31 protein-coding genes, 1 pseudogene and 1 riboswitch are annotated in these 25,696 nt (G+C 37.3%); of the genes and pseudogenes, 29 read left to right on the forward strand and 3 right to left on the reverse strand.

Annotation, left to right across the window (positions count from 1 at the left end; translation table 11 throughout):
- Positions 1–61: 61 nt before the first annotated feature.
- Positions 62–1,096, reverse strand: coding sequence for an MORN repeat-containing protein (locus PCY70_RS10875; protein WP_010167889.1), 1,035 nt, complete (start codon positions 1,094–1,096; stop codon positions 62–64).
- A gap of 148 nt (positions 1,097–1,244) precedes the next feature.
- Between PCY70_RS10875 and rlmD the strand changes: the two genes are divergently transcribed.
- Positions 1,245–2,609, forward strand: a complete 1,365-nt coding sequence (rlmD, locus tag PCY70_RS10880) for a 23S rRNA (uracil(1939)-C(5))-methyltransferase RlmD (protein ID WP_305767366.1) — start codon at positions 1,245–1,247, stop codon at positions 2,607–2,609.
- On the opposite strand, the gene PCY70_RS10885 is transcribed toward rlmD, so the two are convergent.
- A complete protein-coding gene (locus tag PCY70_RS10885; RefSeq protein WP_323132691.1) occupies positions 2,606–3,874 on the reverse strand; it encodes a cation:proton antiporter in 1,269 nt (422 codons plus the stop codon). The genes rlmD and PCY70_RS10885 overlap by 4 nt on opposite strands.
- A gap of 356 nt (positions 3,875–4,230) precedes the next feature.
- Here PCY70_RS10885 and PCY70_RS10890 point away from each other — a divergent pair, with 356 nt between their 5' ends.
- From PCY70_RS10890 to PCY70_RS10940, 11 genes are all read left to right on the forward strand, one after another.
- A complete protein-coding gene (locus tag PCY70_RS10890; RefSeq protein WP_305767367.1) occupies positions 4,231–5,475 on the forward strand; it encodes an ABC transporter substrate-binding protein in 1,245 nt (414 codons plus the stop codon).
- A 22-nt stretch (positions 5,476–5,497) separates the two neighbouring features.
- Positions 5,498–6,370 carry a carbohydrate ABC transporter permease gene (locus tag PCY70_RS10895; RefSeq protein WP_305767368.1) on the forward strand — a complete coding sequence of 291 codons (873 nt, stop codon included), beginning with the start codon at positions 5,498–5,500 and terminating at the stop codon, positions 6,368–6,370.
- The gene (locus PCY70_RS10900; RefSeq protein ID WP_029488164.1) at positions 6,363–7,187 is read left to right on the forward strand and encodes a carbohydrate ABC transporter permease; all 825 of its coding nucleotides are present in this window, start codon (positions 6,363–6,365) and stop codon (positions 7,185–7,187) included. Before PCY70_RS10895 ends, PCY70_RS10900 begins: the two co-directional genes overlap by 8 nt.
- Before the next feature lie 175 nt (positions 7,188–7,362).
- Positions 7,363–8,337 carry an ABC transporter substrate-binding protein gene (locus tag PCY70_RS10905; protein ID WP_305767369.1) on the forward strand — a complete coding sequence of 325 codons (975 nt, stop codon included), beginning with the start codon at positions 7,363–7,365 and terminating at the stop codon, positions 8,335–8,337.
- 12 nt (positions 8,338–8,349) lie between these two features.
- Positions 8,350–9,243 carry an ABC transporter permease gene (locus PCY70_RS10910; RefSeq protein ID WP_305767370.1) on the forward strand — a complete coding sequence of 298 codons (894 nt, stop codon included), beginning with the start codon at positions 8,350–8,352 and terminating at the stop codon, positions 9,241–9,243.
- Positions 9,244–9,249: 6 nt separating this feature from the next.
- On the forward strand, positions 9,250–10,053 hold the full coding sequence (locus PCY70_RS10915) for an ABC transporter ATP-binding protein (RefSeq protein WP_305767371.1): 804 nt from the start codon (positions 9,250–9,252) through the stop codon (positions 10,051–10,053).
- Between the two features lie 60 nt (positions 10,054–10,113).
- Positions 10,114–11,586, forward strand: a complete 1,473-nt coding sequence (locus tag PCY70_RS10920; protein ID WP_305767372.1) for a sugar ABC transporter ATP-binding protein — start codon at positions 10,114–10,116, stop codon at positions 11,584–11,586.
- Positions 11,587–11,607: 21 nt separating this feature from the next.
- Complete coding sequence (locus PCY70_RS10925; RefSeq protein WP_305767373.1) at positions 11,608–12,582, forward strand: ABC transporter permease; 975 nt, start codon at positions 11,608–11,610, stop codon at positions 12,580–12,582.
- A gap of 15 nt (positions 12,583–12,597) precedes the next feature.
- Positions 12,598–13,569, forward strand: a complete 972-nt coding sequence (locus PCY70_RS10930) for an ABC transporter substrate-binding protein (protein WP_305767374.1) — start codon at positions 12,598–12,600, stop codon at positions 13,567–13,569.
- A 123-nt stretch (positions 13,570–13,692) separates the two neighbouring features.
- Positions 13,693–14,658 carry an aldo/keto reductase gene (locus PCY70_RS10935; protein ID WP_305767375.1) on the forward strand — a complete coding sequence of 322 codons (966 nt, stop codon included), beginning with the start codon at positions 13,693–13,695 and terminating at the stop codon, positions 14,656–14,658.
- A gap of 56 nt (positions 14,659–14,714) precedes the next feature.
- A riboswitch (FMN riboswitch) is annotated at positions 14,715–14,832 on the forward strand.
- Between the two features lie 103 nt (positions 14,833–14,935).
- The gene (locus PCY70_RS10940; protein ID WP_305767376.1) at positions 14,936–15,532 is read left to right on the forward strand and encodes an ECF transporter S component; all 597 of its coding nucleotides are present in this window, start codon (positions 14,936–14,938) and stop codon (positions 15,530–15,532) included.
- Positions 15,533–15,573: 41 nt separating this feature from the next.
- Here the strand turns inward: PCY70_RS10940 and PCY70_RS10945 are convergent, their stop codons facing one another.
- Positions 15,574–16,119: a GNAT family N-acetyltransferase gene (locus tag PCY70_RS10945; protein ID WP_305767377.1), complete on the reverse strand. Its 546-nt coding sequence runs from the start codon at positions 16,117–16,119 to the stop codon at positions 15,574–15,576.
- 130 nt (positions 16,120–16,249) lie between these two features.
- Between PCY70_RS10945 and PCY70_RS10950 the strand changes: the two genes are divergently transcribed.
- The 17 genes and pseudogenes from PCY70_RS10950 (at position 16,250) to rplE (ending at position 25,694) form a co-directional block, all read left to right on the forward strand.
- Positions 16,250–16,972, forward strand: coding sequence for an amino acid ABC transporter ATP-binding protein (locus PCY70_RS10950; protein WP_305767378.1), 723 nt, complete (start codon positions 16,250–16,252; stop codon positions 16,970–16,972).
- Between the two features lie 12 nt (positions 16,973–16,984).
- Entirely contained in the window at positions 16,985–17,251 is a 267-nt protein-coding gene (locus PCY70_RS10955) for an FtsB family cell division protein (protein WP_305767379.1), read from the forward strand.
- A gap of 181 nt (positions 17,252–17,432) precedes the next feature.
- The gene (locus PCY70_RS10960) at positions 17,433–18,629 is read left to right on the forward strand and encodes a methyl-accepting chemotaxis protein (protein ID WP_305767380.1); all 1,197 of its coding nucleotides are present in this window, start codon (positions 17,433–17,435) and stop codon (positions 18,627–18,629) included.
- Between the two features lie 531 nt (positions 18,630–19,160).
- Positions 19,161–19,469: a 30S ribosomal protein S10 gene (rpsJ, locus tag PCY70_RS10965; RefSeq protein WP_010167355.1), complete on the forward strand. Its 309-nt coding sequence runs from the start codon at positions 19,161–19,163 to the stop codon at positions 19,467–19,469.
- 70 nt (positions 19,470–19,539) lie between these two features.
- Positions 19,540–20,175, forward strand: a complete 636-nt coding sequence (rplC, locus tag PCY70_RS10970) for a 50S ribosomal protein L3 (protein ID WP_010167354.1) — start codon at positions 19,540–19,542, stop codon at positions 20,173–20,175.
- 18 nt (positions 20,176–20,193) lie between these two features.
- Positions 20,194–20,817, forward strand: a complete 624-nt coding sequence (gene rplD / locus PCY70_RS10975) for a 50S ribosomal protein L4 (protein ID WP_010167353.1) — start codon at positions 20,194–20,196, stop codon at positions 20,815–20,817.
- Positions 20,817–21,116, forward strand: a complete 300-nt coding sequence (gene rplW / locus PCY70_RS10980; protein ID WP_010167352.1) for a 50S ribosomal protein L23 — start codon at positions 20,817–20,819, stop codon at positions 21,114–21,116. Before rplD ends, rplW begins: the two co-directional genes overlap by 1 nt.
- A gap of 56 nt (positions 21,117–21,172) precedes the next feature.
- Entirely contained in the window at positions 21,173–22,006 is an 834-nt protein-coding gene (gene rplB / locus PCY70_RS10985; protein WP_010167351.1) for a 50S ribosomal protein L2, read from the forward strand.
- Between the two features lie 22 nt (positions 22,007–22,028).
- On the forward strand, positions 22,029–22,313 hold the full coding sequence (gene rpsS / locus PCY70_RS10990) for a 30S ribosomal protein S19 (protein ID WP_010167350.1): 285 nt from the start codon (positions 22,029–22,031) through the stop codon (positions 22,311–22,313).
- A gap of 21 nt (positions 22,314–22,334) precedes the next feature.
- Positions 22,335–22,733 carry a 50S ribosomal protein L22 gene (gene rplV / locus PCY70_RS10995; protein ID WP_010167349.1) on the forward strand — a complete coding sequence of 133 codons (399 nt, stop codon included), beginning with the start codon at positions 22,335–22,337 and terminating at the stop codon, positions 22,731–22,733.
- 10 nt (positions 22,734–22,743) lie between these two features.
- Complete coding sequence (gene rpsC / locus PCY70_RS11000; protein WP_029488056.1) at positions 22,744–23,403, forward strand: 30S ribosomal protein S3; 660 nt, start codon at positions 22,744–22,746, stop codon at positions 23,401–23,403.
- The gene (gene rplP, locus PCY70_RS11005) at positions 23,403–23,843 is read left to right on the forward strand and encodes a 50S ribosomal protein L16 (RefSeq protein WP_010167347.1); all 441 of its coding nucleotides are present in this window, start codon (positions 23,403–23,405) and stop codon (positions 23,841–23,843) included. Before rpsC ends, rplP begins: the two co-directional genes overlap by 1 nt.
- Positions 23,827–24,024, forward strand: a pseudogene (gene rpmC / locus PCY70_RS11010) (50S ribosomal protein L29); the annotation flags it as partial. The gene rplP and the pseudogene rpmC, both read left to right, overlap by 17 nt.
- Before the next feature lie 98 nt (positions 24,025–24,122).
- Positions 24,123–24,380: a 30S ribosomal protein S17 gene (rpsQ, locus tag PCY70_RS11015; RefSeq protein ID WP_010167345.1), complete on the forward strand. Its 258-nt coding sequence runs from the start codon at positions 24,123–24,125 to the stop codon at positions 24,378–24,380.
- 36 nt (positions 24,381–24,416) lie between these two features.
- Positions 24,417–24,785, forward strand: a complete 369-nt coding sequence (gene rplN / locus PCY70_RS11020; RefSeq protein WP_010167344.1) for a 50S ribosomal protein L14 — start codon at positions 24,417–24,419, stop codon at positions 24,783–24,785.
- A gap of 9 nt (positions 24,786–24,794) precedes the next feature.
- Entirely contained in the window at positions 24,795–25,130 is a 336-nt protein-coding gene (gene rplX / locus PCY70_RS11025) for a 50S ribosomal protein L24 (RefSeq protein WP_010167343.1), read from the forward strand.
- A 21-nt stretch (positions 25,131–25,151) separates the two neighbouring features.
- Positions 25,152–25,694 (forward strand): 50S ribosomal protein L5, encoded by a 543-nt coding sequence (gene rplE / locus PCY70_RS11030; RefSeq protein ID WP_305767381.1) that lies wholly within the window; start codon positions 25,152–25,154, stop codon positions 25,692–25,694.
- Positions 25,695–25,696: the final 2 nt, after the last annotated feature.

The raw sequence follows: 25,696 nt of genomic DNA on the forward strand, positions 1-25,696 counted from the left end.
ATAAATTATTGAAATAGCAGTGAAATGCGTAAAATGCTGCTATTCCAATAACAATTGCTGCCTATGAAAATCTTTTGATCATATAGTTGTCTGTAAACAAGCCCTTATATACTGCAAATGTGTCGTTATATATACCCTCGCCGTGCATCATCCCATCTCGAAATTCGCCTACATATATATGCCCGTTTGCAAAAGTTTTTTCGCCCTTGCCTGTCATTTTGCCATTTCGAAATTCTCCTTTATATATATCACCATTGTCGTAGTAGAAAACACCTTCACCTTCGGGTTTACTTTTTTGTAAAGGTCCCTCATATTTGCCATCGGGATATAGATAAACCCCATGGTATGAAGCAACCATATAGTCGTTTTCGAATAGCCCCTCGTATCGGTGGTGCTGCGCATCTTCGTAGCAACCCTCGCCTTCCATTAGCCCATTTCGAAATTCTCCCATATATCTGTGCCCATTTGGAAAACATTTCATTCCCTTGCCTGTAACAGCACCATAAGAAAAGTCGCCGCGATATATCGACCCATCCACTAGTGTGAGAGATCCCTTGCCATGTGGGAGACAATTTTTAATAATGTCACCTTCGTATATGTCGCCATTGCTAAATATGATTTTACCTTTTCCTTGAGCGATGCTGTTCTCAAAATCTCCAATATAAGTATCGCCGTTTGCATATGTAGCCGTCGCAACTCCTTCTAGTTCGTTAGCCAAAAAATTGCCCTCAAAAGTTGTTCCGTCCACAAGTTTTAATATGCCTTTTCCGTCTCTAAGATCATCTAAAAAATTGCCAGTATAGACACTGCCGTCGTCCCAAGTTTGAACACCATGACCCTGCATTTTATCATTGCGAAATTCGCCTACGTAGATAGAATCGGGAAGAAAAGCGGTTCCGGAGCCAGATCGAAAACCCTCATGAAAGTTGCCGTCATAAATGAGCACTCCCTCTTCGTTATATAGCTTGCCTGCGCCCTCAAAAAAGTGATTTAGCGTTGTGCCTTCATACATCTTAGTGCCGTCTGAATAGTAAATAATCTCTTTATGCTTTGTTTCTCTATCTTTGGTAAATAGCGTAGTTAGTTTTTTAAACATAATGTCTCCTTTGTATATCATTAAAAATCATTGTTGATAATAGTATGACCGAAAATAGTACTGCTTATTAATCAAAAATAAGTTAATTCGGCTTGAATATATGGCATTTTTATGTAATAATTAAAAAAAATTTAGAAGGAATATAATTATGCCAAAAAAGAATGATATAGCAGTGGGAGTAATCTCAAAAATAAATGTTAAAAACAAGGGAGTAATCTATCTCGATGATGCAGCAAAGGCGTATGTGCCAGATGCATATGAGGGGCAGGAAGTGGAAGTGCGATTGCTGAAAAAGCGCAAGGGCAATTGGGAAGCAAGGCTAGAGAGAGTCATAAAAAATCCGTCATATTATATCGCGGCGAAATGTAAGTTCTTTGGAGCTTGCGGAGGGTGTGCGCTACAAAATTTGCCATACGAAAAGCAGCTCGAGCGAAAGTTACGATGGGTAAATCAGATTTTGAATTTTGAAGTTGCAGAAATCTTGGGCTCCCCTAAGTGGTTTCAGTATAGAAACAAAATGGAGTATACTTTTGGAGATACTGTAAAAGATGGGCCGCTGGCGTTGGGGCTTCATAAAAAACGAACTACTTTTGATATTGTAACGGTTGACGATTGCAAGATCGTGGATGATGGATTTAATGCAATATTGCGAGCAACACTGGATTTTTTTGCAGTAGAAAATGTCCCATATTATAAAAAAGTTTCGCATCAGGGATTTTTGAAGTTTTTGGTGGTTAGACGTTCCGAAACTACAGGAGAGTTTTTGGTAAATATTGTAACTTCATCTCAAATAGCATACGACTTTACGGCATTTGTGGAAGCCATAAAAAATACTGGGTTTAAAATAGCAGGAGTACTGCATACAATTAGCGACAGTCCGTCAGATGCGATAAAGCCCGACAGCGTGGAGTTGTTGTATGGGTTAAATTATATATACGAAGAAATTCTAGGATTGAAGTTTAAGATCTCACCCTTTTCATTTTTTCAAACTAATACAAAAGGAGCAGAGGTGTTATATGCAAATGCGCTTGCTCTACTTTCTGATTTAGAAGACAAAACAGTTTTTGATTTATATTCGGGCACAGGAACGATTGCTCAAATAATGGCATTGAAAGCAAAGAAGGTGGTGGGGATAGAGATTGTTGCAGAAGCGGTTGCTGCGGCAAAGGAAAACGCAAAGCTGAATGGGTTAGAGAATTGTGAATTTATAGCAGGAGATGTGCTCACACAAATAGATAATGCCGATGTCGGACCAGATGTAATTGTTGTGGATCCGCCTAGAGATGGGATTCATAGGAAGGCGTTAGAGAAGATCATTAATTTTGGAGTGGCAGAGATTTTGTATATTTCATGTAAAGCAACATCGCTGGCAAGAGATTTGGTTGCCTTCGCAGAGGGGGGATATCATGTGGCGCAGAGTTTATGCGTGGACATGTTTGCTCAAACGTATCATGTAGAAACTGTGGTATTGTTAAAGAGGACAAATCATAGCGATCCGTCCTCAGAAAATTAATAATTATTTACGACAGCAGAATCCGGGCTAGTGGCTTTTGTAGTAGAGAGCTCACCGCCCCATTCGAAGCCTTTCTTGGCAATGATTACTGCAATGATTTCGTTTATAACTGCAGCTGCGGCGATGGTTCCTTGCACCAGAACTGCGGATTCAGTATCGAATGTACTGAGTGATGTAACGGCCATTCCTGTAAATACGAGAGAAACTCCAGAGTGTGGAAGAAGTACGAATCCCAAATATTTTTTTACAGTAGGCTCGGCATTAGAAACATGGGCACCAAGATAGGTGCTGAAGTATTTGCCGAATGCTCGTGATATGATATAGATGGTAGTGAGTAGACCAGCGCCTAGTATCAAACGGTAGTCGAGTGGTGCTCCCAAGTTGATGATCATAAGCATAAGCCCGATGCCAACTACTGGCGAAACAGAGTTTGCAATTTTGGTCATTGTGTGTTCAGGAACAAGGTTAGCAAGAGTGGTAAATGTTGCCATACCAAGTAGCATATAGTTTATGATTGGTGTTGCCAAGACAAAGTGATCGATGGCATAAGCAATTCCAAATGTCATCGCAAGCGAAAATAGAGTAGCACATAAAATTTTGCTTTGGGACATCTCTTTTTTGAAAAGCAGTGATACAGCGAACCCGATTCCTATGCCAAGACCAACAGGAAGAGCGATGGAGCTTGCAAGTATGGTAAGTACAGATCCTGAGCTGGTTGAACCTAGTGATGCAACATAAGAATTGACTGTGAAAAATACAATCATTGCAATGACGTCATCTAGCATTGTGATGGGTATAAGAGTATTGGTGATTGGCCCCTTTGTCTTAAATTCATTGACAATAGAAAGCGATGGCGCAGGCGCGGTGGCGAGAGCAATGCCTCCAAAAACGAGAGCAACGTACAAAGGAATTCCCATAAAGTAGAACAAAACGCTGAATGCGACAGAAACAACCAAGAACGTACCCATAGCTTCAAATATAGTGATGGTCATTATTTGTTTACCCAAAGACTTCAGTTTCTTAAATACAAGCTCTTTGGCAAACATCAACCCGACAGCGCATTCAAAGAAATGAGAAACAGCTTTATACCATGAAGCGTCTAGTAGCTGCGAATCTAAAACGTTAAAAGCAAATGGACCTAATAGCATGCCGGTAAGAAGCCAGCCTAATATAGCAGGTAATTTAAGTTTTGCAACACATTTTCCTAGAAGTATTGCCACAAGGATGGCAGCAGTTAATCGTAAAATGCCTAACAGAATATCCATGAAATTCTCCTTTCATAAATAAAAAATATCAAATACTAAATAGCAATGTAACATATTTTTAATATTATGTCAATATAACCGCAATGATAGATGCGTGTGTTGCAGAGTGTAAAATGTAACCCATAAATCAGAAAGTATGTTAGCAATAGTGAAATGTTTTTGGGATAAGAAAAAAATATGAATGTTTGATATAAAATTTTGTAGATAATGATGTTGACATATTGTAGTATTAAGATATAGTGCCGATTTTATATTGTGTGAAATAAAATTTAGATGATGGTGCTAAGATCATATTGACAATCAATTGCGATATGATTTACTATTATGTAAATATTTAAATTGATGGAGGAGTTTATATGAATAAAAAAAATGCACTATTTTTGATTATGGCAGCAGGAACATTGGTAGGATGCGGTAATGGCGATGCGGAGAACAGCGTTTTAGAATTATTTTCAAGCAAGGCAGAAAATGTGGCAATATTAGAAAGCATTGCAGCCGAATTTAATGCCCAGAATCCGGAGCATACAGTAAACGTTGTAGCGCCAGCAGATGCAGCGACAGTGTTAAAAACTAGAATGGCGAAAAATGATATGCCAGACATTATTGCAATAGGTGGAGATAGCAATTTTACAGAAGTTCAAGGGGCAGGAATGTTAGTTGATTTGAGCAATGAAGTGTATGTGTCCGATTTACATAAGAGTTATTTAGAAATGGTTTATAATAGAAACGAAAACAAAGAAGAAAAAGTATACGGAATTCCTTACGCAACAAATGCATCGGGGATTATTTATAACAAAGATTTATTTGAGCAAGTGGGCGTATCGGTTCCGCATACCTGGGATGAATTTGTGGCCGTAATAGAGAAGCTAGACAGCGCGGGAATTAATCCTTTTGTATTTACGTATAAAGATAGTTGGACAATATTGCCGCCGTGGAATAGTATGGCACCTGTGATACAACCAGATAACTTTATGAGCGATAGAATGGAAGGTAAGGCAACATTTTTAGGAACTCATGAAGAGGTATTGGAAAAAATGATTGTGCTGATGAATTATGCGCAACCAGACTTTATGGGAACGTCGTATAACGATGGAAACAAAGCATTTGCAACTGGAGCTGGTGCGATGATGATTAATGGAAACTGGGCAATTAACCAAATTACTGCATCTAATCCGGATATCAATTTAGGGATGTTTTCGTTTCCCACATCAAATACTGCGGCAAAAAATAAGTTGACTTCGGGAGTAGATGTATTGTTAGCGGTGGTGGATGGTGACGAAGAGAAAGAAAGCATTGCGAAGAAGTTTGTAGAATATGCAGTTTCACCAGAAGTAGCTAGCAGGTATATCGAAGATCAATTCGCATTTTCTGCCATTAAGGGGGTAGAGCAAACAAATCCTGCGGTGGCTGATATAAGTAAAGAGGTAGAAAATGGCAACGTAGAAAATTTTCCGGATCATTATTACCCAAATGGATTAGACTTGCAGGCGGTGTTGTCGGGATTCGCAATGAATTATGTATCTGGAATGGATGACGATGAAAATATTAATAAGACATTAAAAGATTTAGACGCCAAATACGATGCTGTTAATATTAAATAATGAATAGTGAGGAGCGAAAAAAATGAATAAGAAAAAGATCAATCCTATTTATTATGCAATTGTGGTGCTGATGGCGCTATGTTTTTTTGTATTTCATACGATTCCTTTTTTGCAGGGGATATTTTATAGCTTTACAAATTGGAAAGGATATGGAAATTGGGATTTTGTGGGATTAAATAATTATTTGCAGCTATTTAAAGATCCCGACATATTTAACGCCTATTCGTTTACATTTACTTTTGCCATCATTACGACAATTCTGGTAAATATCTTAAGCTTGGTGTTGGCGTGCGCTTTAAATAGCAATATAAAATTTGCAGGATTTTTGAAGGCAACGTATTTTTTGCCATATATGTTGGGAAATCTAATGGTTGGTTTTATATTTAATTATATCTTTGCCAATATAGTTCCGACAATCGGAAAGACGCTAGGGATCGACGCATTGAGTGTAAATATTTTGGGAACAGATAATGCAATGTGGGGGATAATTTTTGTAACAGTTTGGGCTAGTAGCGCGTTTAATACATTGATTTATACTGCAGGATTAAAGGGAATCAGTACGGAAGTGTATGAAGCGGCAGCTATTGATGGTGCATATGGAATGAAGCGATTTATGAAAATTACTTTTCCGTTGCTTGCAACATCGTTTACTATCAATATGGTTTTATCTATTAAAGGGTTTTTGATGGTATATGATCAAATTATGGCAATGACCGGTGGCGGCCCGGGTATGACGACAACTTCTATTGCAGTATTAATTTATAAACGTGGATTATCGGGTGGACAGTTTGCGTATCAGTCGGCTAATGCGGTGGTGCTATTTATTATAATAGCAGGTATATCTTTGTTGCAACTATACTTTTTGGAGAAGAGGGAGGCAAAGTATAATGACTAGCAAGAAAAATTGGAGTGTTACAGCACTATTAATATTAGGAATGATAGTATCTATTTTGTTGCCGTTATATATGGTTTTTGTAATAGCAGTAAAAGACCCATCAGATATGATAAATGTTTTGTCCTTTCCGCGAGAACTAAGACTAGAAAACTTTGCAGATGCATGGATTAAAACAGATTACCCAAGAAAATTTACCAATACGGCAATAATTACTGTGATTAATTTAATTTTTACATTGCCACTAAATTCGTTTGCGGCATATGCAATTACAAGGAATAAAGACAAGAGTAAGTTCTTTAAATATATTTATTACTATTTTTTGAGTGCGATGTTTATACCGTTTAGCGTGATTATGTTGCCGTTAGTTATTCAGGCAAGCAGATTTAATTTGGATAACATATGGGGAATTGCATTTTTGTATGTGATATTTGGTTTGCCGATGAATTGCTTTTTATATTCTGGTGCCATAAAAAGTTTGCCAATAGCATTAGAAGAGGCAGCAATGATAGATGGAGCGGGTGTGTTAAAAACATTTAGTATAATAGTATTTCCTTTGCTAAAGCCAATTTCGGCAACGGTCGCGATATTATCATTTATGTGGACTTGGAATGACTTTACTATGCCACTCATTTTGCTAACAGAGGAGTCGCAGCAGACATTGCAATTGGCTCAGTATGTATTTAATAGTCAGTTTTCGGTGGATTATAACTTAGCCTTTGCGTCATACACAATGGTATTGTTGCCAATTTTGATAGTCTATGTACTGGCGCAAAAATTTATTATGGAAGGAGTAGTAGCTGGTTCGGTAAAAGGATAATAAAATTTAGAAGGAACGTTGAGACTAATAATCCGGCGTTCTTTTTATTTATTTGTGCAAAATTCAGCACCGGTGGTAAATTAATGCATGAAAAGTAAAAAGATTGACAATGCTGCAGCATCTGCTGTATCATAGGCTGTAGGGCTATATATTATAAAATTTGGAGGAAGTGTTGATGATGAACAAGAAAATGAAAGTAGCGATAGCGGCAGGGGTTGTGTTTGTACTTGGTGGATGCCAAGCAGAAACCGATGATGGAACAGTAAAAGTAGCGATTGTAAAGCAGATGGACCATGCTTCGCTGGATGAAATCACAAATGCTGTTGCGGCTGAGTTGACGGAAATGAATAACGAAGGCATTCTGGCAAATACATATGAAATATTTAGTGGTCAAAACGATCAATCGGTACTAAGTCAAATCGGTTCTCAGGTTGTGGCAAAAAACTTCGATGTAATTATACCTGTGGCAACTCTGGCGGCACAAATTATGGCATTGGAAGCAGAAGAAGATGGCATTCCTGTCGTCTATGCGGCGGTATCGGATCCAGAAGCGGCGGAATTGACAGGACTAGACCATGTAACAGGATACAGCGATGCGTTGAATACCGAATTCATTTTGGATTTGATGTTTACGCAAGATGCTGATATAGATAAAGTGGGGCTACTGTATTCGATGTCGGAAGTGAATAGCCAAAAGCCAATTGCAGAAGCGAAAGCGTACCTTGACAAAAAGGGTATTGCTTATAAGGAGGTTGTGGCAAACACGAATGACGAAGTTATTGCAGCAGCAGGGATATTGATTGCAGATGAGGTAGATGCGATTTTTACGCCAACAGATAACGTAATTATGGCAGCGGAGCTTGCAATTTATGAGGATTTGAATGCCGCGAAAATTCCTCATTATACAGGTGCCGATTCGTTTGTGAGAAATGGTGCGTATTTAACATCTGGAGTAAATTACACTAATTTGGGAAAAGAGACTGCTCAGTTGGCTGCCGCGGTGATAGAAAATGGAATCGAAGAGGATTATTATGTGTCGAAGGGTGGCGCGATTACTGTAAATACCGAAACCGCAAAAGCAATAGGGCTAGATTATAGTGTGTTAGAAGGGCAAGGAGAAATTATAGAAGTTAGAACAACATTAGAGTAAGGGGATAGGCATATGATGTATATAATTGAAACTGCATTGGAGTTAGGATTTTTGTATGCACTGGTGCCGCTTGCATTATTCTTAAGCTATCGAGTTTTGGATATTGCCGACCTAACAACAGACGGATCGTTTGTATTGGGTTGTGCGGTATCGGTTTCTGTTGCAGCTGGAGGGCATCCGTTTTTGGCGATACCTATGGCGATAGCTGCAGGCATTGCGGCAGGCTTTGTAACAGCATTTTTGCAAACTCGAATGGGAGTGCCTTCTATATTAGCAGGGATAATTACAAACACCGGGTTGTATACTATAAATTTGATGGCAATGGGTTGGAGAGCAAATGTAAGTTTGTTGAAGCAAGATACAATTTTTACAATTTTTAAAGATGCGCAGATAGTTTCGGGATGGCATGAGGTTATCGTTGGAGCAGTTGTTGCAATAAGTATTACGATTTTGTTGATAGTTTTTTTAAAAACGGGATTGGGATTATCGATAAGAGCAACGGGAGACAATGTACATATGGTAAGTAGCTCTTCGATAAATCCTAAATTTACAATTACAATCGGGTTGTGTATAGCAAATGGGTTGACTGCCTTATCTGGTGCATTGGTTGGGCAAGCGCAAAAGACAGCAGATATCAATAGCGGAACAGGAATTGTGGTTATAGGGCTTGCTTGTCTTGTGATTGGTGAAACTATTGTAGGCAGGAAAAAAATGGCATTTGCAGCGTTTGCGGCAGTGATAGGAAGTATTATTTATAGATTGATGTATGCGATTGTGTTGATGACAGGCGTCGTACAAGTGGAAGGGTTAAAGCTTGCGACGGCTGTTATTGTTGCAGTTGCCATCGCGGCACCCACGATAAAAGAGCAGATGGCTCAGCGTAAAAATAGATTGGCAGCGAGGTGATCAAATATGTTGAATTTACAATCGATAACTAAAACGTTTAATAAAGGCACTGTAAATGAGAAAGTGGCTCTCGGAGATCTAAACTTATTGTTAAACGATGGAGATTATGTGACGATTATTGGATCTAACGGGTCTGGGAAGTCGACATTATTTAATGCTGTTGCAGGAGATTTTTTTGTAGATGCAGGCAAGATAATTCTAGATGACCTGGATTTGACGTATAAGCCATCCTATAAAAGGAGCAGAAATATTGGTAGGCTGTTTCAAGATCCAATGAAAGGAACAGCGCCAAACATGACAATAGAAGAGAATCTGTCGCTTGCGTATTTAAGAACAGCAGAGCATAGCAAAGCATTTTTTAATAGAGTTAGTCGAAAAGAAAAGGAATTATTTAGGGAGCGGCTGGCATTACTGGATATGGGGCTAGAAGATAGGATGAAGCAGCCGGTGGGATTGCTATCGGGGGGGCAGCGGCAGGCGTTAACATTGCTGATGGCAACGATGAATCCGCCGAAGTTGCTGCTGTTAGATGAGCATACGGCAGCATTGGATCCGATGACGGCTGAAAAAGTATTGCAAATTACAGACAAGACTGTGACGGAGCATAAAATTACATGTATGATGATTACTCATAATATGAAAGATGCGTTAGCACGAGGGAATCGTACGTTGATGTTGGATAGCGGAAACATTATTTTGGATATTGCGGGTGAGCAAAGAGAAGGTTTGACTGTAGAAAAATTGATTGACAAGTTTAGAGAAAAAGCAGGTAAGCAGATTAATGATGATAAAATCTTGTTGACGAAGTAGGTCTGTTAGGTATATGAGTAGCATACGCATAATAAATTGGAAAGAAATGGAGGGAAAATAGTGGCAAAATTGCTTGAAATGAAGAATATAACTAAAGTGTTTCCGGGTGTAAAAGCGTTAGATAACGTAACATTAGATTTAAATGCAGGAGAAGTACACACGCTTTGCGGAGAAAATGGAGCTGGAAAGTCTACCTTGATGAAAATTTTGTCTGGAGTGTATGAGGCAACAGAAGGCGAGTTATTTATGGAAGGGAGCAAAATACATATACAGGGGACAAAATCGGCGCAGCAATTGGGAATAAGTATAATATTTCAAGAGTTTAACTTATGCGAGCATTTGAGTATATCGGATAATATCTGGTTAGATAGGCAGCCAAAAAAATTTGGATTTGTGAATGATAGAGAAATGAATAAAATGACTGCAAAGATTTTGAAGGAGTTGGGGTTAGAGATTAGTCCAAAAGCATTGGTGAGCAGTTTGAGTGTTGCAGAACAGCAAATGGTTGAGATCGCGAAGGCAATATCATTTGACTCAAAAATTCTGGTCTTAGACGAGCCAACTGCGGCATTGACAGATTCTGAAATTGATAGTTTGTTTGAAGTGATCTTAAAGTTGAAAGCAAAAGGTGTGGGAATGTTTTATATTTCGCATCGATTAGATGAGCTTGCGCGAATAGCAGACAGGGTTTCTGTGATAAGAGATGGTCAGTATATTGCAACAAAAGATTTTAATGATGTGGATATAGATGAGATAGTGACGTTGATGGTAGGGCGCGCGTTAGATGACAAATATCCTAAATTTGAAAGGACAATAGGAGACGTTAGATTACATGTAAAAGAGATTAAAAACTCGAAAGTGCACATTAGGGATTTGGAGGTTAGATCGGGGGAAATTTTGGCACTAGCAGGGCTGATGGGAGCTGGACGTACCGAATTTGCACGCGCATTATTTGGTGCAGATGTAACGGAAATAAAAGAGGTTACTTTAGATAATGAAGTAGTACATTTTGCAGACCCAGAACAGTCGATTGCGATGGGATTGGGATATATAACAGAAGATCGAAAAAAAGATGGGCTAGCACTGAGAATGACCGTGGAAGAAAATATAAATTTGGCCAATATTCCTAATTTAACAACAAAGGGATTTGTATCGGAGCACAAAGCTAAGAATAATGCAAAAAAATATATAGAAAGTTTACGAATCAAAACGCCTAGTATGTATCAAAGAGCGGGGAATCTTTCGGGAGGCAATCAGCAAAAAATTGTTTTGGCAAAGTGGATATGCAATGATATTAAAGTATTGATTTTTGATGAGCCCACACGCGGAATAGATGTTGGTGCAAAATATGAAGTTTATGAGTTAATGAATAAGCTCTCGCAGGAAGAAGTTGCAATTATTATGATCTCGTCGGAACTTCCAGAGGTATTGGGAATGAGTGACAGAATTTTGGTGATGAAAGGCGGAGAAATCAAGGGAGAATTGGAGACAAAAATAGCAACGCAAGAAGCGATATTAAATTTAGCGATATAATTTGTGAATAGGGGGAAAAGTGTGAATAAGAAGATTAATATTCGGGACTTGCTGAGCAAGGGGTTGGCGTTTGGAGTATTGATAGGGCTGACCATACTCTTTGCAGTGTTGACAGATGGAAAATTTATAAAAACAACCAATCTTATTACTATCGTGAGCCAAGTTGTGCCTTATGCGTTGCTAGGATTTGGGATGACGTTTGTATTGATTACTGGCGGAATAGACTTGTCGGTTGGATCGATCTTGGGTTTTGGTGGAATCTTGTGTGCGCAGTTAATTACAATGGGGTGGCCCATATGGTTGGCGATTGTGGCATCGTTGATTGCGGGCGCATTTGTAGGATTTATTAATGGATACTGCGTAACCAAACTTGCCGTGGTACCATTTATAGTGACGCTGGGTACGCAATTTGCATTTAGAGGATTGACACAATTAATAGGAGGAGGAAAGCCAGTTTCTATTCAAGCAATGGACAATAAAGAAGTTGCAGAAGCTTTTATATGGTTGGGGAATGGTGAGATATTTGGAGTAACGATTCCGATAATTTTGATGATAGTAACGGGAATAATTTTGGGGATAGTTCTTGCAAAGACAGGGTACGGTAGACGCGTATATGCGGTAGGTTCAAATGAGGATGCGGCAAGGCTATCTGGAATAAACGTAGCGCGCACGAAGGTGATAGCATATACGATATCGGGCTTAACATCAACAATAGCAGGGATATTGCTAACTGCAAAACTGGCATCAGCGCAATCCAATGCTGGAACAGGCTATGAGCTTGAGGGCATTGCTGCAGCAGTAATAGGCGGGACTTCTGTGACAGGTGGTGTAGGAACAATTTTGGGAACAATTGTCGGTGCCTTTGTAATGGGTGTACTGAGAAATGGGTTAAACCTGCTAAAAGTTAATGCATTTGTGCAAATGATAGTGATAGGTACAATAATAGTGTTGGGTGTTTGGTATGATACGAAACGTAGACAAAATATTAAATTATAATAGGAGGATAAGATGATGAAAAAAAAATTATTATTGACTGTATTTGCGGCAACAATGATGGTAGCCACACTAGGCGGATGTGTAGCAGATGACAGTGAAGTGGATGAGAACACAGTTCAAATTGCGCTTATTACAAAGATGGTTGATTCGCCATATTGGCAAACAGTAAAAGCAGCTGCAATAGAAAAGGCAGAAGAGTTTGGAAATGTAGAAATTACACATTTAGGACCAGCAGTTGAGTCGGATATAAATACGCAAGTGGCAATTGTTGAAACTAGCATTGTGGATGAATATGATGGAATTATTTTGGCGGCAGCGGACAAAGATTCGTTGATTATTCCGGTGAAAAAGGCAGTAGAAGCGGACATTCCAGTTGTAATGATTGACTCGGGATTATCAGAGCCTATATATGATGCATTTTTGGCAACCAATAATGTTGCGGCTGGTGCGCACTGTGCGGATCTTATGGCAGAACTAATTGGAGGTAGTGGCAAGGTGGGAATCATCAACTTTGCTGCAGGCACATCAACAGCAGTAGACCGTGAAACTGGTTTTGTAGATCAAATAGAAGCGAAGTATCCAGACATCGAAATCGTAGGCATTCAATATTGTGATTCTGATCCTGCAAAGGCGGCGAATCAAGCAACGGATATGGTATCTGCAGATCCGGATATTAAGGGGATATGGGGAGCAAATGATCAGGCTGCGATAGGGGCGGCAAATGCAGTATCAACTATGGGCAAAGCTGGAGAAATTAAAGTAGTGGGATTTGACAATTCTGCGGATATAATAGCAGGACTAGAAGCTGGCATAATTCAAGGGACAGCAGTGCAAATGCCAACAGTAATGGGTGCGCAAGGTGTTCAAACGATAATGGATATTTTGGCTGGAAATGCTCCTGCAAACAAAGAGGTGGATACTGGTGTTGTGATGATAGATCTCGATAATTTGAATAGTGAAGAATCACAAGCTGCGTTGCATCAATAAAATGATATAGATACTCTTCCTGTTGTAAGAATAGCAGGGAGATTTTTTTTGTGTATAACTCTTGACAAAATAGTAGTTTTGAACTCTAATGAAGAGAGAAATAAGCATCTAAAGGAGACGATTATGGAATATGGAAAAGTAGTAGCAATAGATAAGAAAGTTTCAAAAATTGTGTTGGGGCACTCAGCAATGATAGATATTGCAGACAAAGAAGCGAGCTTTAAATTTTTGGATGATGTGTATGCGTTGGGAGTTAATACCTTTGACACTGCGGCGTTATATAGTCGAGAAGCAGAGGCGGTGTTGACCGAGTGGGTTGCGACACGTGCAAATCATGATGAAGTAGTGATATTGAGCAAGTGCGGGCACTGTAATAAGTGGAGAAATCGTTTGAATGCATTTGATATTAGATCTGATATGGCGGATTTTTTGGCGAAGCCTGGTGCAGACTATGTGGATATTTACATGTTACACAGAGACGATGAGAGTGTTGCGGTGGCAGAAATTATTGAGTGCTTCAATGAAATGCTAGATAAAGGATATATCAAAAGTTTTGGCGCATCAAACTGGAGTTTAGATAGAGTTTTGGCAGCAAATGAGTATGCAGATAAAAAGGGGTTGGCAACTTTTACGAGTATAAGCCCTCAGTTTAGCTTGGTTGAGCAGCAAGGTGATTTATGGCCGGGAACGCTGTCTTTGACAGGGCCTACAAATGCTGTTGCGCGAAGATATTACCAAGAGACGGATATGCCTATCTTTGCTTACTCTAGCATTGCAAGAGGATTTTTATCAGGAAAGTTTCATTCGAGCGATGTTACTGTCGCAAAAGAGATATTAAGCAAGGATATTTATCGAGCATTTATGTGTGATGCGAACGTGGAAAGGCTGAAAAGAGCGGAGCAGTTGGCAGAAGAAAAGGGAGTGTCTGTTGCAGTGATAGGACTTGCATGGGTGTTGGATCAGCCGTTAAATACCTATACTATAATAACGACAACATCTGTCGAGCGAATGGCTCAAAATGTGGCCGCGGTGAACGTGAAGCTTACTGAAAATGAATTGAAATGGCTGAATTTAGAAATTAATTATTAAAATATATTGACAAAATATTATGGAGTGCAGTATAATATTGGTAATAAAAAAATAATTTAATTCTTCGGGGCGAGGTGTAAATCCTCACCGACGGTGATAGTCCGTGAGTGCGAGAGCATTGATTTGGTGAAATTCCAAAACCGACAGTGATAGTCTGGATGGGAGAAGAATAGAAGTTGTAAGCACATGTTTTTTTTGTGTATGGCAATTTACTAGTAACCCGTAAGAAAGAATGGGTTATTTTTTTATGTGAAAAATCATATAAGGAGTGGTAAACGTGAAAACACAAGACATGGTTAAGATTGCATTACTTAGCGCGATAGCAGCAGTTTTGATGCAACTGGGAATTAAGTTGCCTATGTTGTTTCCAAGTTTTTTGGAGGTAGACTTTAGCGAAGTACCTGCGTTGATTGGGATTTTAACAATTAGTCCGGCTTCGGGGATTATTATTATTACATTGAAAAATTTGTTAAAAGTGGTATTATTTGGTACATCAACAGCGTTTGTTGGAGAATTTGCTAACTGGATAGTATCGGTAGGATATATATTGCCAATCATGTATCTGGTGCGTAAAGATAAATCGTTTTCGACAGTTGTAAAAGGAATCTCGATTGGAATTTTGACGATGGCCATAATAGGGGGAGTAATGAACTACTTCATAATGTTGCCGTTCTATGCGAATGCATTTGGAATGCCAATGGAGGCTATTGTAGAAATGGGAAGCGTAATTTTACCTGCAATAACAGATAAGTTTACCTTGGTATTATTTTCGATTGTGCCATTTAATATATTCAAAGGATTAATAGTATCTGTTACAAGTGTAGGAATTATAAAATCACTTTATCCAGTAATACGAAAGCTGAGAACAGCGTAAATTATAGCTATTATAGCAAGCAAAAAATAAGAGTTTACTGCTTAGGCAATCTTGATATATCGAAGGTATTGAAAAGTTTGCTTAAGTGGGAGACACTCAAATGTAGTCTCTTCGACAAATTCAAATTTTAATTTGTCGATAACTCGTTTCGATTGTTGGTTAAAAGTAAAGTGACCACAAGTCAGCGCATCTAGTTTAAGTTCAGCAAAGCAATAAGGAATCACATGTTGAAGTGCTTCGGTCATTAATCCCTGATTCCAATAATTTTTGTTCAAAACATAACCCAAATCTTTGACTTTCAATATCCCAAAAGTCTCATCTATATTAGCCCAAGAAGAGTTAAGTCCAATGGAGCCAATCACTTTTTCCTTATAGGATATTGCTAAATCATTTTTATGTCTAAGAAACATGTCCAAAATCTTTTTTGTATCCGCAGCGGAAGAATGATGTTTCCAGCCTGCCATTTCACCGACACCTTCTTCTGTAGCATATTCAAAAAAATCTTCCAAATCGTTTTCTGTCCAAAATCGTAGAGTTAATCTGTCGGTTTCAATTATTGTATTGGTCAAATCGATACGAATGTCCATAGATACGCTCCTCTGTGCTGCTATTGCACACCATAATATAACATGTATGAAATAATGTCAAGTAGTATTGGTTGAATTTTCATAAAAATTTGGTTATAATACTAAGTATATCAAAATTTAGGAGGCGGCTATGATTCAAATTAAAAATTTATATAAAAATTTTGGTGAGCTCGAAGTATTAAGAGGCATTGACGATCAGGTTGAAAAAGGAGAAGTAGTGGTAATCATTGGTCCATCTGGCTCTGGGAAATCAACATATCTTAGATGCATAAATAAAATGGAGGAACTTACAAAGGGTGAGATTATTATCAATGGCAAAAATATTTATGACAAAGATGTTAATATTAATGAAATTCGCCAAAAAGTAGGAATGGTCTTTCAGCATTTTAATTTATTTCCACACATGACAATATTAGAAAACATTACTCTAGCACCGATTAAAATTAAAAAACTTTCTAAAGAAGAGGCAGAGAAAAAAGCATATACACTACTAGAACGTGTGGGGCTTGTTGATAAGGCAAATGAATATCCAAGTAAGTTGTCGGGAGGACAAAAGCAAAGAATAGCAATAGCCCGCGCCCTTGCAATGGAGCCACAAGTTATGTTATTCGACGAGCCAACTTCTGCGTTAGATCCAGAGATGGTTAAGGAAGTTCTAGAAGTTATTAAAGATTTGGTTAAAGATGGAATGACGATGCTAGTTGTAACGCATGAAATGGGGTTTGCAAAGGAGGTAGGCACCAGGTTACTATTTATGGATCAAGGAAAAATTTTAGAGCAGGGAAATCCCAAAGAAGTATTCGAAAATCCAAAGGAAGAACGAACAAAAGTATTTTTTAGCAAAGTACTATAATAGGAGGATACAATGCCGAATATGCAAAAGATAATTATTTTAGGAACAATATGTATTATAGGAATACTGGCTGTACAGGCCTATGATATAAATAATACATTAAAGCAAACGCAAATTCAGCTGTCGCACATGAAAGAAGATGTGGCAGCATTAGAACAAAATATTAAAAATTTAGAGCATCAAAAAACTCTTGTTGGGACAAACGAATATATAGAAGACATTGCTCGTGAAAAATTAGGATTAATTAAAGAAGGAGACATTATTTTTAAAGAAAGATGAAATAGTATAATATATAAAATAGCATAATATATAAAATAGTATGAAGAATTTATAGACAAAATTGGATTTAGATGGTATAATATGCCTGTTATTGTTTAAGACAATCTTTTAAAAAGAAGGTGATGTATAAAATAATAATTTAGGTTGTGTGTTTTGTACTTAGTTTGAAGGGGGAAATATAATGGATATATTAGTGTACTTACTGCTTATTGGCGCAATTGGAGCGTTGATAGGTGGAGCAATTTATTTAAAAAAAGTTATAGCACAACGAGATACTTATATAAATGTTTTAAATGCTATGCCATTTCCAATATCTGTAACAGACAATGATAAAAATTGGATATTTATTAATCACGCAACGGAAAAAGTGATTAATATTAAAAATGAAGCTGCAGTTGGAAAGCCTTGTAGTAATTGGAATGCAGAAATTTGTAACACTGAAAAATGTGGTATTAATTGTTTAAATCGTGGAGAAAAAGTTACTAAATTTAAGTCTGGAGACACAGTATTTCAAGCGAATGCAGAAACAATTTTAAATTCCATGGGAATGAAAATAGGTCATTTGGAAATTATACAAGACATTACACATCTTGAACAAACAGTAGAACGACAAGAGCAACAAGAAGCATTGATCAAACAGATAACTCAGAGTACACTTAAGTTTGCAGATATTTCTACATCTGTAAATAGTTCTTCACAAGCAATGGCAGATAATTCAATGGAGCAAGCGGCAGTAATCGAAGAATTTATTGCACTTATTAATCAGTTGTCTACCAATATTATTAGTAATATCGATCAAATGAACGAAACAGCTAAAATTTCTAAAGAGGCACAAAGTAAAGCAGACATTGGAACAGCACACATGAAAAATATGATCGAAGCGATGAAAGATATTGCGGATGCAAGTTATAATATTGCAGAAGTAATTAAGGTAATAGAAAATATCGCATCTCAAACTAATTTGCTAGCGCTGAACGCGGCAATCGAATCAGCAAGAGCCGGGGAAGCTGGAAAAGGTTTTGCAGTTGTTGCAAATGAAATTAGAGATCTTGCAACAAAGAGTTCTGAAACTGTAAAAGATATAGAAAAAATGATTTCAAACACTTTAAGTATTGTTAATAATGGACAATCAATAGTGGATAATACAAATGTGGCATTACAAGATATTTCAAAAACTATAGAAGACAATGTTGCCATTAATTTAGATTTGTTAAAAAACAGCAAGGGACAACAAACATCAATTACTGAATTGAGACAAGGAACTACTCAACTTACACATATTATGGACACAGCTGTTGCGGGCTCTGAAGAAAATTCAGCTATAAGTCAAGAGATGCTACAAGAAGTAGAAAAATTAAAAAAAGTATTAATTAATTAATAGACTATTGTAGACGCGGTTTTACTTTCCGTGTCTATTTTTTTTATATAATTTTGCTAAATGTGCTTAACGATATTTAGAATAATAATTATGCTCAAGTAAATATATAGATCAAAAAAATTATTAAATATAAAAAAAATGTCAATAATGAATGAAATGAGATGAAATGCAAAGATGAAAGAAAAAACTTTATTGGAGATTTGTAAGCAAAATATTTAGAGGATATGCAGTTTTTTTTGAATTAATGAAAATTTTTTTGAAAATATCCTTGCAATTTGTTTTTTTATCGTATATAATCGGCTTTGTGTGACATTGGGAACTATGATCTAGGAGGTTGCTACCGTTTTTAGGTAAATTTCTAGGGAGCGAAGATAGTTTAAAACTTATCGTCTTGTCACTGCTAGAAAGTGGAATAATATATGCTTATAACAGAAGTTCTTTTCTTTTGTATTAGTTTATAATGACCAGTCAGCAGTGTATGATCACCCTGTCAGCGTCTATTTATAACTTATAAAAGGAGGGAACTTTTTTATGGCAGATAAAAAAATGAGAATTACTTTAAGAGCATACGATCATAAGCTTATAGATCAAACTGCAGAGCAAATTGTATCGGTTGCTAAAAAATCTGGAGCAAGAGTTAGTGGACCTATTCCATTACCAACAAAAAAAGAAATCATTACAATTCTTCGTGCGGTGCACAAATATAAAGATTCTAGAGAGCAATTTGAACAACGAACTCATAAAAGATTGATTGATATCGAAGCTACGCCAAAAATTGTCGAAGTACTTACAAGACTTGACTTACCAGCTGGTGTAGAAATTAAATTGAAGCAGAGTTAATTCGGGACAAGATTTGCTTGTCTAGTATGATTGCAAATGCAATCCGCTGTAGATTAGGAGGCTATATATAATGAAAAAGGCAATAATGGCTAAAAAAATTGGCATGACTCAGATTTTTGATGAAAATGCTAATTTAATTCCAGTAACAGTATTAGAAGCTGGACCATGTACGGTAGTGCAAAAGAAAACAAAAGAAAACGATGGTTACGAAGCTATCCAAGTTGGTTTTATTAACAAAAAGGAAAAAGCTGTAATTAAACCTGAGGCAGGTCACTTTGAAAAAGCAGGTGTAGAACCTAAAAAATATCTAAAAGAGTTTAGATTTGATGATTGCTCTGCGTTTGAAGTTGGAGGAGAAATCAAAGCTGAAGTTTTTGTTAAAGGTGACAAAGTTGACGTTGCTGGTGTAACTAAAGGTAAGGGATATACAAGTTCGATTAAGAAATATGGTTATAGCAGAGGGCCAATGGCTCATGGTTCAAAATATCACCGTCACGCAGGTTCTATGGGAGCGGCAACAAATCCGGGACGCGTTATGAAAGGTAAAGGATTACCTTCTCGTATGGGTGGAGATAATGTGACCATTCAAAATCTAGAAATTGTTAGAGTTGATGCAGACAAAAACCTTATTCTTATTAAGGGATGTGTTCCAGGACCTAAAGGAACAGTAGTTACTGTAAAAAATAGCGTAAAGCATAGTAAATAAAGAAAGGAGGAGTAGCAAATGGCAAATGTAAGTGTTTTAAATATGGAAGGAAAACAAGTTGGAGAAGTTTCTCTTGATGATGGAATTTTTGGAGTAGAGATCAAAGAACATCTTGTTCACCAGGCAGTTGTGTCTTATCTTGCAAATCAAAGACAAGGTACTCAATGTACTAAAACTCGTGCAGAAGTTCGTGGTGGTGGTAGAAAACCTTGGAGACAAAAAGGCGGCGGTCGTGCTAGACAAGGGTCAATTCGTTCACCTCAATGGACTGGCGGTGGTGTTGTTTTTGCACCAAAACCTAGAGACTACTCATTCAAAGTAAATAGAAAAGAAAGACAACAAGCTCTTAAGTGCGCATTAACTAGTAGAGTTCAAGAGAAAAAAATTGTTGTTTTAGATGAGTTAAAATTGACAGAAGCAAAGACTAAATCTATGGTTAAGGTATTAGATGCGCTTAATCTAAAAAAAGCTCTTGTAGTAACAGAAGGTGACTGCGCAATGAATGTGAAAATAGCAGCTGGAAACATTCAGGGAGTTAAAACTTCTGCAGTTAATAATATAAACGTATATGATGTTTTAAAATATGATACTTTTGTAGTAACTAAAGAAGCTCTTTCAAAAATTGAGGAGGTGTATAAATAATGGCTGACATTAAATTTTATGACGTAATAAAAAAACCAGTTGTTACCGAAAAAAGTATGAGCATTATGGAGCAAAAAAAGTATACCTTTATTGTACACCCTAGTGCAACTAAAGTTCAAATCAAAGAAGCTGTAGAAAAAATGTTTCCAGAAGTTAAGGTTGAAAGAGTAAACACCATGAATTATGACGGAAAAACTAAACGTCGTGGCAGAACTCAAGGGAAAACTAGTAAGTACAAAAAAGCTATTGTAAAGCTGACTGAGTCTAGTGTAGATATTAATTTCTTCCAAGGGATGTAATTTAATATAAAAACACGTGGCTATGTGTAACAAAAATTGAAAGGAGAATTAAAGAGATGGCAATTAAGAAATATAGACCATATACCCCATCTAGGAGACATATGACTTCTTCATCTTTTGAGGAAATTACTAAATCAACTCCAGAAAAATCTCTTGTGGTCAAATTAAAGAAAAATTCTGGTAGAAATAACCAGGGTAAAATTACAGTTCGTCATCGCGGTGGCGGTGCTACTATTAAATATAGAATTATCGACTTTAAACGTAATAAAGACGGTATTCCTGCAACAGTAGCAAGCATTGAGTATGACCCTAACAGAACTGCTAACATTGCTCTTTTAAACTATGCAGATGGAGAAAAACGTTATATTTTGGCTCCTGAAGGCTTAAAAGTTGGCGACAAAATTATGAGTGGAGAGCAAGCAGAAATTCGCGTGGGAAATGCGCTAAGAATGAAAGATATGCCAGTTGGTGTAAGTATTCATAACTTAGAAATGAAACCAGGAAAAGGCGGACAGTTGGTTCGTGCGGCAGGGCTTTCGGCACAGCTTATGGCTAAAGAAGGCAAATATGCGACAGTAAAACTTCCATCTGGCGAAATGAGACTTCTTCCTATCGAATGTAAGGCAACAATTGGTGTAATCGGAAATGGTGATCATGAGCTTATAAATATTGGTAAGGCAGGACGTAAACGTCACATGGGTATCCGTCCTACTGTTCGTGGATCTGTTATGAACCCTAATGATCACCCTCACGGTGGTGGTGAAGGACGCTCACCAATTGGTAGACCAGCACCTTGTACTCCTTGGGGTAAACCAGCTCTTGGATATAAGACTAGAAAGAAAAATAAACATTCGAATAAATATATCGTTCGTCATCGTGATAAGAAATAAGTTTATAAAGGAGGTTTAACAAGTGGCTCGTTCAATAAAAAAAGGACCGTTTGCTGATGCTCATCTTCTTAAAAAAATAGATGCTATGAATGCTGCAGACGAGAAAAAAGTAATTAAAAGTTGGTCTCGCAGATCTACTATTTTTCCCTCTATGGTAGGGCATACAATTGCTCTTCATGATGGCAGAAAGCATGTTCCAGTATTTATTACTGAAGATATGGTTGGTCATAAGTTAGGTGAATTTGCTCTCACTAGAACTTATCGTGGACATGGTAAAGATGCCGATAAGAGATCTAGAGTTAGATAATTTATAGAAAGGAGAATTAAGATGGCTAAAGGACACAGATCCCAAATCAAAAGAGACAGAAATGAAACTCAAAAAGAAGAAAGACCATATGCCAAAGCTAGACATGTAAGACTTTCTAGTTCAAAAGCTAAGATTGTATTAGATCAAATTAAGGGCAAAGATGTGGCGACTGCGATTGGTATTTTACGTTATACACCGAGATATGCAGCAGATGTTATAATGAAAGTTTTAAATTCTGCTGTTGCTAATGCAGAGCATAATAGCGGACTTAGTGCAGCAAATTTGTATATTCAAGAAGCATATGCTACTCAAGGACCTACTCTTAAAAGAATTCGTCCACGAGCTCAGGGTCGTGCATTTAGAATTGAAAAGAAAACTAGCCACGTGACTGTGGTATTAAATGAGAGAAATCTAGGATAGGAGGTTAAAAATGGGTCAAAAAGTAAATCCTCATGGATTAAGAGTAGGAATTATTAAAGATTGGGACGCAAGATGGTTTGCAGATAAGAAAAAATTCGCAGATTACCTTGTTGAAGATGATAAAATTAGAAAATTTATCAAGAAAAAGCTTTATGTGGCTGGTATCGATAAAATAGAAATCGAGAGAATGGCAGGAAAGCTTAGAGTTCACGTTTCAACTGCTAAACCTGGTATTGTAATCGGTAAAGGTGGCGCATCTATTGAGGCTCTTCGTCAAGAAGTTCAAAAAATGACAAAAGACCGCGTTTCTATTAATATCGTACAAATTGACAGACCAGAAGTTAATGCTCAGTTAGCAGCAGAAAATGTTGCGCTGCAGCTTGAAAATCGTACTGCATTTCGTAGAGCGATGAAACAAGTTATGGGTCGTGCTATTAAAGCAGGCGCCAAGGGTATTAAAGTTTCTTGCTCAGGCCGTTTAGGTGGAGCAGAAATGGCAAGAACTGAGGCATACTCTGAAGGGACTATTCCTCTTCAAACACTAAGAGCTGATATTGAGTATGGATTTGCAGAAGCAGATACCACTTATGGTAAGCTTGGTATTAAAGTATGGATCTACAAAGGAGAAGTACTTCCTCAAAAAACAGTTAAGGAAGGGAGCGAAAAATAATGTTAATGCCAAAAAGAGTAAAACGCCGTAGACAGTTTCGTGGGCGTATGAAAGGCAAAGCTACTCGTGGTAACAAGATAACTTATGGTGAGTATGGTATTGTAGCGTTAGAACCTGGTTGGATTAAATCTAATCAAATCGAATCAGCACGTATCGCAATGACTCGTTATATTAAACGTGGTGGTAAAGTTTGGATTAAGATATTCCCTGATAAACCTGTAACAGCGAAACCAGCTGAAACAAGGATGGGTTCTGGTAAAGGTTCGCCTGAATATTGGGTAGCCGTTGTAAAACCAGGTCGTGTTATGTTTGAACTTTCAGGCGTAGCAGAAGAAGTAGCAAGAGAAGCTCTTAGATTAGCAGTGCATAAGTTGCCGATCAAGTGTAAGGTAGTTTCTCGTGTGGAACAAGAAATGGCAGGTGATGGTAGTGAAAACTAAAGAAATTTTGAATGATTTAAGAGGTAAAACCGCTGAAGAGTTACATGCTGAATTGGTGAGTGCAAAAAAAGAACTTTTTAATCTAAGATTTCAAAATGCTACCAATCAGTTAGATAATACAGCTCGTATTAAAGATGTTAGAAAAAACATTGCTCGTATTCAAACAATTCTTACTCAACAAGAGCCTAAAGAGCAGTTGCTTAAGGGTTCACGTGAGAAAAGAAAAGCATGCAAAGAGAAATCTTGCAAATGTCATAAATAAGGATAGGAGGAAAAAAAGTGGCTGAAAGAAATTTACGCAAAACCTTAGTTGGTATTGTGACAAGTGATAAAATGGATAAAACAATTACTGTAGCCGTGGTAAATAGTGTTAAGCATCCTCTTTATGGCAAAATTATAAAGAGAACATATAAGCTACACGCACACGATGAAAAAAACGAATGTCAAAAAGGCGATCGTGTGAAGGTTATGGAAACTAGACCTTTATCTAAAATGAAAAGATATAGACTAGTAGAAGTTGTTGAAAAAGCGAAATAATTTGAGTTATTATTGTAAAGAAGGAGGAACCTTACAGTGATCCAACAAGAAAGCAGATTAAAAGTTGCAGACAACACCGGTGCAAAAGAATTACTTTGTATTCGTGTAATGGGCGGCTCAACAAGACGCTATGCTGGTGTCGGTGACGTCATTGTTGCTTCGGTAAAACAAGCAACACCCGGAGGCGTTGTCAAAAAGGGCGATGTTGTAAAAGCGGTTGTTGTTCGTACAGTTAAGGAGATAAGAAGAGCAGACGGGTCATATATTCGTTTTGACGAAAATGCAGCGGTTATTATCAGAGAAGATAAAAATCCAAGAGGGACTCGTATATTTGGACCAGTAGCAAGAGAGTTAAGAGAGAGAAAGTATACAAAAATCTTATCCCTTGCTCCTGAGGTTTTATAGGAGGCAAAGATGAAAACAAAGCTAAAAAAAGGCGATAAAGTAATTATAATCGCTGGTAAAGATAAAAGAACCAAAAACAGCTCTGCAGAAGGTGTTATCACTTATATTGACAGAAAAAAAGATAGAGTTGTTGTAGAAGGTTTAAATATGGGTACTAAGCACTTTAAGCCAACAGCAACTAATAACCAAGGTGGCAGAATTGAAAAAGAGATGCCAGTTCACATTTCTAATGTAATGTATTCTTACAAAGGCGATCCTGTTCGTTTGGGTGTTAATGTAAAAGAAGATGGAAGCAAAGTTCGTGTGGCTATTGTAAAAGGCGAGCGTATCGAAATAGATAAATAAGCAAGGAAGGAGAAAACTTAAGTGACTGCTAGATTAAAAACAGAATATAACGAAAAAATCGTAAATTCAATGATGGAAAAATTTCACTATAAAAATAGAATGGAAGTACCAAAAGTTGAAAAAATAGTTGTTAATATGGCTATTGGTGAAGCTAAGGATAATGCGAAAATTCTTGAAAGCGCATCAAAAGATATGGAAATGATCTCTGGTCAAAAACCTATTATAACTAAAGCAAAGAAATCTGTTGCGGCTTTTAAACTTCGTGAAGGAATGCCTATTGGATGCAAAGTTACTCTAAGAGGAGCTAAAATGTATGAATTCTTAGATAGACTTGTAAATGTAGCGCTTCCTCGTGTTCGTGACTTTAGAGGTGTAAGTTCTAAATCTTTTGATGGTCGTGGAAACTATGCTATGGGTGTTAAAGAACAGCTTATTTTTCCGGAGATCGAATATGATAAAATTGATAAAGTACGCGGTATGGATATAATTGTTGTAACTACCGCAAAGACTGATGAAGAATCAAGAGAGCTATTAACTCAATTTGGTATGCCATTCCAAAAATAAGG

The sequence above is a fragment of the Candidatus Epulonipiscium viviparus genome (assembly GCF_030708075.1).
Classification (GTDB): Bacteria; Bacillota; Clostridia; order Lachnospirales; family Cellulosilyticaceae; genus Epulonipiscioides; species Epulonipiscioides viviparus.